The sequence below is a fragment of the Pseudomonas sp. App30 genome (assembly GCF_047947025.1).
GTDB lineage: Bacteria > Pseudomonadota > Gammaproteobacteria > Pseudomonadales > Pseudomonadaceae > Aquipseudomonas.
This window is the reverse complement of record NZ_CP133165.1, coordinates 6585885-6597846: the sequence shown is the minus strand read 5'-3', so window position 1 is coordinate 6597846 and position 11962 is coordinate 6585885. Positions and strand designations below refer to the sequence as shown.

13 protein-coding genes are annotated in these 11962 nt (G+C 70.1%); all 13 read right to left on the bottom strand.

The window, feature by feature from the left end; translation table 11 throughout:
* Positions 1 to 77: 77 nt before the first annotated feature.
* The 13 genes from hpxO to RAM80_RS30345 all read right to left on the bottom strand — a co-directional run bounded on the left by hpxO (position 78) and on the right by RAM80_RS30345 (position 11583).
* Positions 78 to 1256, bottom strand: coding sequence for an FAD-dependent urate hydroxylase HpxO (hpxO, locus tag RAM80_RS30405; RefSeq protein WP_416424068.1), 1179 nt, complete (start codon positions 1254 to 1256; stop codon positions 78 to 80).
* 207 nt (positions 1257 to 1463) lie between these two features.
* Positions 1464 to 3728 (bottom strand): type II secretion system secretin GspD, encoded by a 2265-nt coding sequence (gene gspD, locus RAM80_RS30400; RefSeq protein WP_416424067.1) that lies wholly within the window; start codon positions 3726 to 3728, stop codon positions 1464 to 1466.
* A 2-nt stretch (positions 3729 to 3730) separates the two neighbouring features.
* Positions 3731 to 4288: a hypothetical protein gene (locus tag RAM80_RS30395; protein WP_416424066.1), complete on the bottom strand. Its 558-nt coding sequence runs from the start codon at positions 4286 to 4288 to the stop codon at positions 3731 to 3733.
* On the bottom strand, positions 4285 to 4899 hold the full coding sequence (gspM, locus tag RAM80_RS30390) for a type II secretion system protein GspM (protein WP_416424065.1): 615 nt from the start codon (positions 4897 to 4899) through the stop codon (positions 4285 to 4287). The genes RAM80_RS30395 and gspM overlap by 4 nt, the downstream gene beginning before the upstream one ends.
* The gene (locus RAM80_RS30385; protein WP_416424064.1) at positions 4874 to 5911 is read right to left on the bottom strand and encodes a type II secretion system protein GspL; all 1038 of its coding nucleotides are present in this window, start codon (positions 5909 to 5911) and stop codon (positions 4874 to 4876) included. The genes gspM and RAM80_RS30385 overlap by 26 nt, the downstream gene beginning before the upstream one ends.
* 11 nt (positions 5912 to 5922) lie before the next feature.
* A complete protein-coding gene (locus RAM80_RS30380; protein WP_416424063.1) occupies positions 5923 to 6648 on the bottom strand; it encodes a type II secretion system minor pseudopilin GspK in 726 nt (241 codons plus the stop codon).
* Complete coding sequence (locus tag RAM80_RS30375) at positions 6645 to 7265, bottom strand: prepilin-type N-terminal cleavage/methylation domain-containing protein (protein ID WP_416424062.1); 621 nt, start codon at positions 7263 to 7265, stop codon at positions 6645 to 6647. The genes RAM80_RS30380 and RAM80_RS30375 overlap by 4 nt, the downstream gene beginning before the upstream one ends.
* Positions 7262 to 7636, bottom strand: coding sequence for a type IV pilus modification PilV family protein (locus RAM80_RS30370; RefSeq protein WP_416424061.1), 375 nt, complete (start codon positions 7634 to 7636; stop codon positions 7262 to 7264). The genes RAM80_RS30375 and RAM80_RS30370 overlap by 4 nt, the downstream gene beginning before the upstream one ends.
* Complete coding sequence (locus tag RAM80_RS30365; RefSeq protein ID WP_416424060.1) at positions 7633 to 8058, bottom strand: GspH/FimT family pseudopilin; 426 nt, start codon at positions 8056 to 8058, stop codon at positions 7633 to 7635. Before RAM80_RS30365 ends, RAM80_RS30370 begins: the two co-directional genes overlap by 4 nt.
* On the bottom strand, positions 8055 to 8462 hold the full coding sequence (gspG, locus tag RAM80_RS30360) for a type II secretion system major pseudopilin GspG (RefSeq protein ID WP_416424059.1): 408 nt from the start codon (positions 8460 to 8462) through the stop codon (positions 8055 to 8057). Before gspG ends, RAM80_RS30365 begins: the two co-directional genes overlap by 4 nt.
* 9 nt (positions 8463 to 8471) lie before the next feature.
* Positions 8472 to 9677, bottom strand: a complete 1206-nt coding sequence (gspF, locus tag RAM80_RS30355) for a type II secretion system inner membrane protein GspF (RefSeq protein WP_416424058.1) — start codon at positions 9675 to 9677, stop codon at positions 8472 to 8474.
* A gap of 9 nt (positions 9678 to 9686) precedes the next feature.
* Complete coding sequence (gene gspE, locus RAM80_RS30350) at positions 9687 to 11435, bottom strand: type II secretion system ATPase GspE (protein ID WP_416424057.1); 1749 nt, start codon at positions 11433 to 11435, stop codon at positions 9687 to 9689.
* Positions 11377 to 11583 carry a hypothetical protein gene (locus RAM80_RS30345; RefSeq protein WP_416424056.1) on the bottom strand — a complete coding sequence of 69 codons (207 nt, stop codon included), beginning with the start codon at positions 11581 to 11583 and terminating at the stop codon, positions 11377 to 11379. The genes gspE and RAM80_RS30345 overlap by 59 nt, the downstream gene beginning before the upstream one ends.
* Between the last annotated feature and the right edge of the window lie 379 nt (positions 11584 to 11962).

The following is an 11962-nucleotide window of genomic DNA, read 5'->3' as shown; positions in this document are numbered from 1 at the left end:
GTCCAAACTGGAGGTCTCCTGCGTAACTCAGGGCCAGCGCAGCCTGCGGCAGCGGCTACGCACGCATCGGTGTGGGGTTACATCAGCAATTCGCCGCCGCCCGTGGCGGTCTTGGCCAGGCCGGCGATCACCCGTTCGCCGGTTTCCGCTGCCAGTTCCTGGTACCAGGCCTGGGTGGCCTGCGGCTCACCGCCATGGGTCACCTGCGACCGCGCGCGGGCACGCTGCATGATCTGCGCGGTGCGCTCGGCGCGCGCAGCGTCGTAGCGTTGCAGGGCGGCGTCCAGGCCAATGTCACCGTCCAGGCAGCGCGCCAGCACCCAGGCGTCCTCCATGGCCTGGCAGCCACCCTGGCCCAGGTCCGGGGCCATGGGGTGGGCAGCGTCGCCCAGCAGCACCACGCGGCCTTTGACGAAACTGCTGATGGGCGCCATGTCATGGATTTCCACCCGGCTGACGATGGCCGGGTCCAGGCGTTCGATCAAGCGCTGCACCGGAGCGGCCCAGCTGCTGAAGTGGCCGGCCAGGTCATCGCGGTAGGCCTCGCGCTGGTTCGCCGTGCCGGCTGGCAACGGCACGTCGAAGAAGAAATACAGCTGGCCGTTGCCCATGGGCATCAGCGACACGCGCTTGTGCTCGCCGACGAACTGCGTCCACTCGCCTTCAGGCGCCAGGTCGGCAGCCGCGTCGATGCGGCCGTTCCAGTTGACGTAGCCACAGTACTCGCGCTGCACCTCGCGGCCCACCACGTGGTTGCGCAGGCGCGAGTGCGTGCCGTCGGCCGCCACCACCAGGTCGGCCTTGATCTGCTGGCCGTCGCTGAAGGTCACCCGCACGCCGTCGTCCAGCGGCTCGACCGTTTCATAACTGACCCCTAGCGTCACGTGCTGCGGCCCGCAGGCTTGCAGCAGGATCGCCTGCAAGGCAGTGCGGGCGATCGGGCAGGCGCGCTGGCCGACGGTGTCATACAGCGGTTCCAGGCTGAAGCGGGTCAGCAGCTCGCCTGCCGCGGTGCTGTAGCTCATGCCGCGCATGTCGCCGCTGGCCGCCTTGATCGCCTCGTCCAGGCCGAGCTTGGCGAGCACGTTGACGCCGTTGGGCCAGATGGAAATGGCCGCGCCGGCCGGGGTCAGCTGCGGCACCCGGTCGAACAGCCGCACGCGGTGGCCGCCGCGCTGCAGGGCGATGCCGGCGGACAGGCCACCGATGCCGGCGCCGATGATGACGATGTCGAGGGGGCGGGAAGTTGGGGACATGGCGAAGTACCTTGATAACAAACCTGATCGATTGGTCAGATATTGCAGGTTGCTTGCCAGCTTTGCCAAACGGCACATGAAGCTTGTGCCAGAGCCCTCGCGGGCCTGTGTACGCGGGGCGCCAGGGGGGCACATGGCCCGGCGCACGCGCAGGCAGAAATGCCACACGGTGGAGCGCCCGCGACGAGGGCGCCCCACGCCAGGGCATCACCGCGTCGGTTGCAACAGCTTGAACTGGCGCTGGTACTCGTCCGTCACCTCGCGCGCCTCGCTGTTGCTGGTCACCACCCTGGGGGTAATCAGCACGATCAGTTCGGTGCGCCCCTTGCTGCGCGTGGTGGCGCCGAACAGCCAGCCCAGGCCGGGAATGGACCCCAGGTACGGCACCTTGTTCACCGTCTCGGCGTTGTCCTGCTTGATCAACCCGCCCAGCAACACGGTCTGGCCGCTCTGCACTGCCACCTGGGTGGCGATGGAGCGCGTGGAGATGCGCGGGTTGACGTCGGCGCTGGTGGTGGTGCCGGCGTCGCTGACCTGCTGCTTGATGTCCATGTACACCAGGCCGCCCGGATTGATGCGCGGCACCACGTCAAGGATCACCCCGGTCTGCACGTACTCGACGCTGCTCAGGGTGGTGTCCGAGGCAATGGTGTTCACCGTGGTCTGGCTGATGGGAATGTCGTCGCCCACCTGGATCTGCGCCTGCTGGTTGTTCATCACCACCAGCGATGGCGCCGACAGCACCTGGGTCTTGCCACTGGACTCCAGGGCATGGATGGCCACCTGCAGGTTGTTGCCAACGAACGAGTAGAATAGCGCGTCGGTGGCGCCCAGCCCTGCCCCGCCGCTGCCCAGCGCGCCCTGGCTGCCACTGACGTTGCCGATGCCAGTGGTGGTGGAATTGCCGGCCAGGCGGCCCAGGTACCACTGCACGCCCAGATCCAGCTCGCCGGTCAGCGACACCTCGAGGATGCGCGTCTCGATCTGCACCTGCATCGGCGGGTTGTCCAGGCGGCGGATGGCGCTTTCAATCTCGGCCCACTGGCTGGGGCGCGTACGGATCAGCAACTGGTTGCTGCTTTGCTGGGCGGTGATGCGGGTGCTGTCGTCGAGGCTCTTGCGGCCGTTGGTGCTGGTGTCGGTGCTGTCGGCTTCGTCAGCGCCGGCGGCGGCCGTGCCCTGGGCCTGTTGGCCATAGCCCTGGGTTTGGTTGGTGGCGCCCTGGATAATCGGGTTGTTGCTGCCCTGGCCGATGGCGTTGCTGCGGCTCAGGCTGCTGAGCCCGCCGGCGCCCATGCCGCCGTTGCTGCCGATAGGCGTGCCCAGGGTAGTAGTGGTCAGGCCGGGCGCCACCTCGGCGGCGGCCTCGTCCTTGATCGCGCCGCTGCCGTAGATCTGCCGCAGGTACTTGGCCAGGTCCGTGGCCTTCATGTTGCGCACGTCGTACACGTACAGCTGCGGCTCGTTGCCGCCGCCGTTGTCGATGGTGCGAATCCACTCACCCACCTCTTGCAGGTACTGCGGCTGCGAGGAAATCGCCACCACCGAATTGGTGCGCTCGATGGGCATGAAGCGCAGCATGCCCGCCAGGGGCGTGCCGCTGTCGGGGCCGAAGACCTTCTGCAGCTCGGGCATCAGTTCCGCCACCGTGGCGCGTTGCAGGCCGAACACGCCGATGGACATGCCGCGCAGCCAGTCGACGTCGAAGGTGTTGATGCTGGCCTGGTAGTTGGCCAGTTCGTCGCTGGTGCCGGCCATGCCCAGCACGTTGCGCGCCGGGTCCACCAGCAGGAAGGCGTTTTCCCGGGCGAACGGCTTGAGCAGTTTCTGCATCTCGGTGGCCGAGATGAAGCGCAGCGGGAACAGCCGCACCGACAGCCCCGCCGCCGGCTGGCGCAGGTCCATGGACGGCACCAGCTGCCCGGCCACCGCCTGGCTGGCCGGCAGGATCAGGTAGCGGTCGCCCTGGCGGATCATGGCGTTGTTGGTCCAGGACAGCAGCGACTGCAGGATGGCCATGGATTGCGCCTTGTCCACCGGCTTGGAGGTGGAGAACGACACGTCGCCGGTCACGCCCTGGGCAATGCTGTAGTTTTCCTGCAACAGGTCGCCCATGATGGTGTTGATCACGGCGACGATGGACTGGTTGTTGAAGTTGAACATCACCCCGCCGCTGCCGTCGCCCTGGCGCGCCGCGCCGGGGGCCGCCACCGGCAGGCCGACGCTGTTGCCCGGGCCCTGGACGAAGCGCTGGTTGCCCTGGATGATCTGCCGCTGGCCGCCGCTGACCGTGCCCGGCGGGTTGGCCACCGGTGGCGGGAGCGGGCTAGGCGGCACCGGCCCGCGCTGGTCGCCGGTGCCGCGCAGCGCCTCGCGTTCCAGGCTGTAGTCGTTGTCCAGGCTGTGCGGTGCGGTGGAACAGGCAGCCAGCAGGAACAGGGCGAGCAGGACCGGAACCAAGGATGATGGCATATTCAATGACCCCCGGGGGCAGGCGGCAAAGGCGCGGGCACGTTTGGCAGTATGGACGACGGCGCCGGCTTCATGGGCATATTTGGCAGGCGCGGCGCCGGCAGTTGCAGGCTGCGGCGCTGGCCGTCGAGCTCCAGCTGCACCGCCTGGGCGTCGACGTGCAGCAGGTGCCAGCCGTTGGCCAACTGGCCCCCCTCGCGCAGGCTCAGGTCGCGGCCATCGGCCTGCTTGAACAGCGCCCGGCGCACGTTGCCGTCGATCACCACGCCGGTCAGGCGCAGGCCATTCAGGTCCGGGGCGGCCTGGGCGGTTTGTACGGGCTTGTCTGGCGCGCGGTCGGGGCTGAACAGTGGGCTCTGCCAGGTGTTGCCCAGCTGCTGCAAACCGGGCGCCTCAGGCAAGGCCGGGGCATCGGCGGCGGCTACCGGCGCCTGGCGCACCTCGGTCGCCGGCCACTGCGGCTGGCTGCCCACGCCGTTCCACAGCCACGCCAGGGCGGCCGCCAGCACCAGCGCCAGCAGGGCCAGCGCCTGCACCAGCGGCCGGCGCCAGGCCCTCATTGCGCCGGTGCCTCGGCAGGCGTGCCAGCGGGCGCCGCCGCCAGGTAGCCACTGACCAGCAGGTGCACCACCAGCCGCCCGGCGCCACCGGCGGGTGGGGCGTTGGTGGCGCGGTGCACGTTCATCTCGTCGACGAACAGCAGCGGCTGCGCCGCCTCCAGCTGCTGCAGCAAGGCGGTCAAGGGTTCGATGCCGCAGTCCAGGTCCAGGCTCAGGCGCACCTGGCGAAACGGCGCCGTGGCCTGGTCCTGGGTGACGATGGGCATGCGCTGGGTCAACTGGCAGCCGGCGCCGCGGCCGGCCAGCGCCTTGATGCGCTGGGCGACGTTCTGCATCAGGTCGGCGGCCACGGCGCTGGGGTCGTCGCCGGCCAGCAGGCCGACGTCATCCCCCTGGGCGGCCTGCAAGCCCTGCTCCAGGGCCGGGCGCTGGGCCAGCAGTTGCTGGTAGCGCTGGCGCTGCTCGGCCAGGGCCTGGGCCTGGGCGTCGAGGTCTTGCCCGGGGGCGATGTACAGCGGCCAGATCAGCAGCGCATACACCAACGCCAGCAGCGCCGCCAGCAGCAGCCAGGCGCCGAGGCGCCGCTCACGGGGCGTCAGGGTGCGGCGCATCGGCGGCCTCCCCGCGCGCCCGGGCGCGCATGTAGAAACGGTCGCGGCCGCTGGCCTCGTCAGGCTGGATCACGCCCTGGTACTGGGCCTCCACCAGGTGCGGGCAGCCCTTGATCTGGCCGATCAAGGCACTGGCGCGGGCGCTGAAGCCGGCCAGGTCGACCTGGCCGTCGGCGTGCACCTCCAGGCTCTGCAGCCAGGTGTCGGACGGGAGGCATGCGGTCAGCTCGCTGAGCAGCAACGCCCGCCCCGGCTGGGCCTGGCGGCGCTTGCCAAGAAACTGCGCGGCGCCCTGGGCAGCGTCCAGCGAGGTGCGCAGCGCCGCCACCTCGCCGGCCTGCTGGCGCAGGGCCTGGACCTCGGCATGCATGGCGGCCACGGCCAGCCCACGGTTGTGCAGCCACACCGCCGGCAACGCCAGCGCCAGCAACAGGCACAACAGCGCCAGCCCGGGCACCAGGTAGCGGCCGCGGCCACTGGCGGCCGTCTGTTGCGCGCGCGGCAGCAGGTCCAGGCCGGTGGGCTGGCCGTGGTCGTCGAGCACCTCGATGCCGTCCAGCACCAGGCCCTGTTCGTTGCACTGGGCCAGGCACTGCTGCAGCCACTCGCGGCGCACCAGCGCCAGGGTCACCCACAGCTGCTCGGCGTCCACCGCCTCGCGACGCACCACGTAGTGCACCTGGTCGGCTGTAAAGGGGGTGAAACGGTCCAGCTCGAATTGCATCACCTGGGTCAGGTCGCGGGCGGCCGCCAGCGGCAGGGCCAGGCGCTGCACCAGCACGTGTTCGGCGGGCAGGTCGAGGATAACCCGCTCGCCCACGGCCAGCGCCTGGGCCGGCAGCGGCCAGGGGCAATGCCGGGGCGCGCGGCCTGGTTGCAGGCCGCGGCGCACGGCGCCAGGCAGGCTGGCCAGCAACTCCCGGCCCCAGGCATGCACGAACGCCTGCGGCGGGCTGCCCTGCCAACGCCCCTTGAGCCGTTCCTGCCAGAGCCACAGGGACACTGCACGCATGGGCCGGGGTCTCATTCGTTGTAGCGCACGATACGGAACGGCCGCGCGCTGTCCTCCATGCCTGACAGTAGCACCGTGCTGTCGATCACGGCGGTGAATCCGTCGGGCAGTCGTGCCTGGCTGCGAATGTTCAGCACCTCGCCGGCATCGGCGCCCAGGCCGGTGACCCGCGGCAGCGCCAGGGCCTGCTGCAGCGCCGGGGTGGCGAAGGCCGGGTCGGGGCCTTCCTGGCCGCTCCACACCGTGACCTGCGGCAGCAGCGCCTGGTATAGCGCGGCGTTCATGCCCGGCAGGTCACGCAGCTCTTCCAGGGCGCGCAGGGGCGGCTGGTTGTCGCCGCGGCGTTGCTCCAGCGCCACCGCCAGGGCCCGGCCCTGGGCCGGCGAGGCGCCCAGGGCCTGGGCCAGGCGGGCAAAGTCGGCGGCCGGCGCGGCGTTGAGGTCGAGCTTGCCGCGCTCGCTGCGCACGCTCACCAGCAGCTGCGCATCGTCGAACTGCAACGCCCGCACGCGGCCGTCGGCCTTCCAGCGGCGCTGGCCATCCTGGTCGCTCAGGGCACGCACCGCCAGGTTCAGCCCGGCCTCGGCGGCCAGGCTGGCGCGGCTGTGCTCGCGTTGCCACAGGCTCAAGCGCGCCTGCTGGCGCACCTCCACCACCAGCCCGGCCAGCAGCATGGCCAACAGCGCCAGCGCCCACAGCACCAGCAGCAGCGCCATGCCCCGCTGCCGACGGCTCATGGCGCCCCCTGCTGGTCGCTGAGCTCCAGGCGCAGGGCGACGACCTGGGTGGCCCAGGGCACCGCGCCAGCGCTGGCCAGGTCAATGCGCACGGCCTGGGGCAACCGCGCCGGCCAGGGCCAGCGCGGCAACCAGGCGGTGGCCTGGCCACGGTCGTCGCGGCCGCGGTAGCTCAGGCGCAGGTCGCGGACATCGTCCAGCAACACCTGGGGCTGGCCCCAGGGCCGCAAGCCGCCGCGCAGCAGCTGGGCAAAGCGCACCTGCAAGGCCTGGTGGCCGCCCTGGGTCACCAGCTCTATGGTATGAACCTGGATGCCACCGCCCAGGGCGCTGTTGAGCCCGGCGGCGAACACCAGCCGCTGGGGCTCGCCGTCGAACACCCGCACCTGTTCGCCCTCGGCGGCCGCCACGTCCACCGGCAGCGCCCCTTGCAGCGCCCGGTGCAGGAAGTCCTGGCTGGCGCGCACCTGTTCCAGCCGCTGGCTGTAGCGTTCGCCCTTGAGCAAGGCGCGGTTGGCACCGATCAGCGCCGTGCCCACCAGGCCCAGCAGCACCGCCAGCAACGCCAGCGCCAACAGCATCTCCAGCAGGGTGAAGCCCTGGGCCCGGCGCTTCATCGGCCGGCTTCCAGGGGCGGCTGGCCCTGCACGGCCAGGGTGCTCAGGTGCAGGCTGCGCGGGCCTTCGCGCACCTGCAGGTCGAGGCGCAGCAGCGGCAGCAGGTTGGCCGCGCCGGGCTCGCGGCTGATGCGCAGGCGCCAGGCCACGCCCGCCTCCACGCCCTGCTGCTCGCCCACCTGCCAGGGCTGGCCGCGCCGGGCGTCGATCAGGCTACGCGCCACCAGGCTCAGGTGGTCGTTGCCGCGCACCTGCTCAAGGGTCCGCGCGGCTTGCCCGAACGCCACCAGCAACACCGTGCAGCCGAGGGCGAACACCGCCAGCGCGGCGAGCATTTCCAGCAGCGTGAAGCCGCTGCCGGCGCGCTTCATGGCAGCGCCTGCAGGCGCACGTCGCCCAGCAGCCAGCCGACGTCGATGCGCCAGGCCTGCGCGCCCCGCGCCAGCAGCAGGTGGCCGCCGCTGGAGCTGCCGTCGGGGAAGAACGCCACCGCCGCGCCCAGGTCGGCAGCGGTGGTCAGTTGCAGGCCGAGGTCGGCCGGCCAGTGCCCCAGGGCCTGCCCCGGCGCCTGGAAGCGGTGGCCTGGCAGGTCGAAGCGCACCTCCTGGGGCAGGCCGCTGAGCACCGACTGGGTGCGCGCCTGGCGCAGGGCGCCGACGATGTCGCGCAGCGCCTGGCGCTCGCGCGCCGCCTCCAGGCCACGGCCCAGGCCGAAGCTCAGCACGCCCAGGGCCACGGCCATCAGGACGATGACCAGCAGCAGCTCCAGCAGGGTGAAGCCGGCGGCTTTCATTCCCAGTTCCCCAGGTCGGCGTTGTAGCCCTCGCCGCCCGGCTGGCCGTCCTGGCCGTAGAAGATCAGGTCGAAGGCGCCATGCTGGCCCGGGTAGCGATAGCCGAAGGGGTGGCCAAACGGGTCCTTGAGGTCGGACGGCTTGGCATAGGGCCCGGCCCAGTGGCTGGGGCCGGCGGGCCGCTCGATCAGCTGGTTGAGGTCGCGGGGCGGCGCACCCATGTCCAGGGCGTAGTTCTCGATCTGCATCGACAGGCTCGCCAACTGCGCCTTGCCGGCGCCGTACTTGCCCTTGTCGACGTTGCCCCCCACCTGCCGCACCACGATGGTGGCGACGATGCCCAGCAGCACAATCACCGCCAGCATCTCCAGCAAGGTGAACCCACGCGTACGTGACAGCCTCATGGTCAGCCCTCAGATGTTACTGGTCAGGCTCATCAGCGGCAGCATGATGGCCAACATGATGAACGCCACCAGCACCGCCATGACAATGGTCAGGGTCGGCACCAGGGCGGCGAGCAGCCGCGCGATGCTGCGTCGCGCCTCGGCGTCGAACACTTCGGCCACCTTGAGCAGCATGCTGTCGAGCTGGCCGGCCTCCTCGCCCACCTCGATCATCTGCAACGCCAGCTCCGGCAGCACATTGTCGCCAGCCAGCGCCAAGGCCAGCGCGCCGCCGCCCTTGACCTGCTCGGTGGCGGCCTCGACCTGGGCGCGCACGGCGTAATTACTGGCCACCGCGCAAGCGATCTTCAGCGCCGCCAGCAGCGCCACGCCGTTGCGCAACAGGGTGCCCAGGGTGCGCGCCAGGCGCGCCGCTTCCAGGCGTTGCAGCAGCCCGCCCAGCACCGGCCAGCGCAGCAGGCGGCGGTCCCAGCGCAGGCGCACGGCGGGCCGCTGCCAGGCGCGCCGGCCCACCAGCGCCAGCACCACCAGCGCCGCCAACAGCAGCAGGCCGAAGCGGTTGAAGAACTGCCCCAGGGCCAGTATCAGCTCGGTCACCAGCGGGATCGGCACGCCCAGGTCCTGGAAGATCGGCACGAACTGCGGCACCACGTAGGCCAGCAACAGCACCAGCGAACCGAGCACGCCCACCACCAGGAACGCCGGGTAGATCAGCGCGTTGATCACCTCGCCGCGCAGCGCCTGGCTGCGCTCCAGGTAGTCGGCCAGCTGCTGCAGGCTGTCCTGCAGCGCCCCGCCCGCCTCGCCGGCACGCACCAGGCTGAGGTACAGCGGGCTGAACTGCGCGGGTTCCTGGGCCAGGGCCGCCGACAGCGGCTGGCCGGCCTTGACTCGTTCGCGCACACGGCCCACCAGGGCACGCACCGGCGCCTGGGCCTTGCCCGGCTGGTGCATGAGAATGCCCAGGGCGCGGTCCAGGGCCAGCCCGGCGTTGAGCAGAATCGCCAGCTGCGCGGTGAACGCCACCAGCGCCGCGCCGCCCAGGCTGCGCCGTGGCTGCCAGGCCAGCCAGCGCTGGCCTGCCGGTTCGATGTGCAGCACCAGCGCGCCCTGGCGCTGCAACTGGGCGGCCAGGGCCTGCGGGTCGGCAGCCTCCAGCACGCCCTGGCGGGCGCTGCCATCGGGGTCGAGAATGCGGTAGCGAAATTTGGCCATGGGCGCCGGTCACTCGCTGCGCGTGACGCGCAGCACCTCTTCCAGCGACGTGGTGCCGGCCAGCGCCTGGCGCAGGCCGTCCTCGTACAGGGTGCGCAGGCCGCCTCGGCAGGCCGCCTGCTCAAGGGTGACGGCGTCGGCGTGGTTCATCAGCAGCCCGCGCAGTTCCTCGTTCATCACCAGCAGCTCGGTGATGGCGCAACGGCCGCGGTAACCGCCGCCGGGGGCATCGGCCCGCGGCCGGTACAGCAGGATCGGCCGCTGCTGGGTGAACCGTTCCAGACCGTGCTCGGCCACCAGCGCCGGCGGCGCCTCGAAGGCCTGCGCAAACTGCGGGTCGAGGCGGCGCACCAGGCGCTGGGCGAGGATGCCGATCACCGTCGAGGCGATCATGTAGCTCTCCACGCCCATGTCCAGCAGCCGCGTGATGCTGGCGGCGGCGCTGTTGGTGTGCAACGTGGACAGCACCAGGTGGCCGGTGAGCGAGGACTGGATGGCGATGCGGCAGGTCTCCAGGTCGCGCATCTCGCCGATCATGATCACGTCCGGGTCCTGGCGCACGATGGAGCGCAGGGTGGCGGCGAAGTCCAGGCCGATGGCAGGCTTGACCTGGATCTGGTTGATGCCTTCGATCTGGTACTCCACCGGATCTTCGACGGTGATGATCTTGCGTTCGCTGGTGTTGAGCCGGGTCAGCGCGGTGTACAGGGTGGTGGTCTTGCCCGAACCGGTGGGGCCGGTCACCAGGAGGATGCCGTGGGGGCGCTCCAGCATGGCCAGGAAACCTTCCAGGCGTTCGCCGTCGAAGCCCAGGCTGGGCAGGTCGAAATTCACGGTCTGGCGGTCCAGCAGGCGCATCACCACCGACTCGCCGAAGCTGGTGGGCACCGTCGACACCCGCAGGTCCAGCTCGCGGCCCTGCATGCGCAGCATGATCCGACCGTCCTGGGGCAGCCGGCGCTCGGCGATGTCCAGGCGCGCCATGATCTTCACCCGGCTGATCACCGCGGGTGCGGAGGTGGCCGGCGGCGCCTCGCCGTCCACCAGCACGCCGTCGATGCGGTAGCGCACCTTGAACTGGCTTTCGAAGGGTTCGATGTGGATGTCCGAGGCGCGCTGCTCCACCGCGCGCTGCAGGATCAGGTTGACCATGCGGATCACCGGCGCTTCGCTGGCCAGGTCCTTGAGGTGTTCGATGTCATCGGCCTGGCCGCCGGCGTCGCCGTCGAGGTTCTCGATCAGGCTGCCCATGGCCGAGCGGCCCTGGCCGTAGTAGCGCTCGATCAGGCTGTCGACGTCGCTGCGGGTGCCCACCCGCCGCTGCACCGCGCACTGGCAGGCGAACGCCACGGCGCGCGCGGGGTAAGGGTCGGCGGGTTCGCTGAGCAACAGCTGCAACTGGCCGTCGACCCAGGCCAGCGGCACCAGGTGGTGGTGGCGCAGGAAACGTTCGCTCAGGCCCGGCAGAGGCTCGAGGCTGGTGGGTGCGTCATCGGCGGCTTGCAGTGGCAGCTGCAGCACCGCCGCCCAGCCCCGGGCCATTTCCGCTTCGCTGACGCTGCCCAGCCGCGTCAGCAGGCCCGGCAATGCCGTGTGCAGGCTGCCTTGGGGCGCCAGCCGGGTGGCCCGCTCAAGGTCGCCGGGCTTGAGGCCGGCGTGCTCGCCCAGCCACAGGCACAGCGCCGCAGTTACTTCGCCATCAGGGCTTGGTGGCGCCGCTCTGGGCGGTGGGGCGCCCGCCCTTGAAGTCGTCGCCATGTTTGTTGCCCGCCGCCTTGCTGTCGTGGGTCTGGGTCAGGACGGTAGCGTTCGGGGCGCCCGACGTGTTGTCGGTATCGTCGCCACGGCTCAGGCCGGAAACAGCCAACAGCGGAACAACCAGCACTATCATCGTGGATATTTTCATTACAACCTCCAACTTAGTTAGCTAGGCAATTACACCGGCACTTCACCCTCCTCTGGATAATTATTGAAACAGCACTCACCTTAGACCCCGCACCGCAACTTGGCAACTTCACCGCTCATACTCCAATGATGTAGCCGGCGCCCGCCTCAGACAAATTTATAATAACCGTTGCGCTGCAACTGTTTGACAGCCCCGGCGGATGGGAGTCCTATTCAACCGGTATAAAAAAGCAAGACCTCTGCCAGTGTTCGCATTGGCGCCGGATAACGAGGTGGGTAATAACGGATCCAATAAGCAACTTACAGCGCGGCCAATAATAATTATCCGCCAGCCTCTGACAGGCATTAATACTGGATTCTGTTTCACCCAATTAACAAAG

Bases quoted from the DNA above. Each gene is read 5' to 3' on its own strand.
- hpxO (WP_416424068.1), bottom strand. From the start codon at position 1,256: ATGTCCCCAACTTCCCGCCCCCTCGACATCGTCATCATCGGCGCCGGC.
- gspD (WP_416424067.1), bottom strand. From the start codon at position 3,728: ATGCCATCATCCTTGGTTCCGGTCCTGCTCGCCCTGTTCCTGCTGGCT.
- RAM80_RS30395 (WP_416424066.1), bottom strand. From the start codon at position 4,288: ATGAGGGCCTGGCGCCGGCCGCTGGTGCAGGCGCTGGCCCTGCTGGCG.
- gspM (WP_416424065.1), bottom strand. From the start codon at position 4,899: ATGCGCCGCACCCTGACGCCCCGTGAGCGGCGCCTCGGCGCCTGGCTG.
- RAM80_RS30385 (WP_416424064.1), bottom strand. From the start codon at position 5,911: ATGCGTGCAGTGTCCCTGTGGCTCTGGCAGGAACGGCTCAAGGGGCGT.
- RAM80_RS30380 (WP_416424063.1), bottom strand. From the start codon at position 6,648: ATGAGCCGTCGGCAGCGGGGCATGGCGCTGCTGCTGGTGCTGTGGGCG.
- RAM80_RS30375 (WP_416424062.1), bottom strand. From the start codon at position 7,265: ATGAAGCGCCGGGCCCAGGGCTTCACCCTGCTGGAGATGCTGTTGGCG.
- RAM80_RS30370 (WP_416424061.1), bottom strand. From the start codon at position 7,636: ATGAAGCGCGCCGGCAGCGGCTTCACGCTGCTGGAAATGCTCGCCGCG.
- RAM80_RS30365 (WP_416424060.1), bottom strand. From the start codon at position 8,058: ATGAAAGCCGCCGGCTTCACCCTGCTGGAGCTGCTGCTGGTCATCGTC.
- gspG (WP_416424059.1), bottom strand. From the start codon at position 8,462: ATGAGGCTGTCACGTACGCGTGGGTTCACCTTGCTGGAGATGCTGGCG.
- gspF (WP_416424058.1), bottom strand. From the start codon at position 9,677: ATGGCCAAATTTCGCTACCGCATTCTCGACCCCGATGGCAGCGCCCGC.
- gspE (WP_416424057.1), bottom strand. From the start codon at position 11,435: ATGGCGACGACTTCAAGGGCGGGCGCCCCACCGCCCAGAGCGGCGCCA.
- RAM80_RS30345 (WP_416424056.1), bottom strand. From the start codon at position 11,583: ATGAAAATATCCACGATGATAGTGCTGGTTGTTCCGCTGTTGGCTGTT.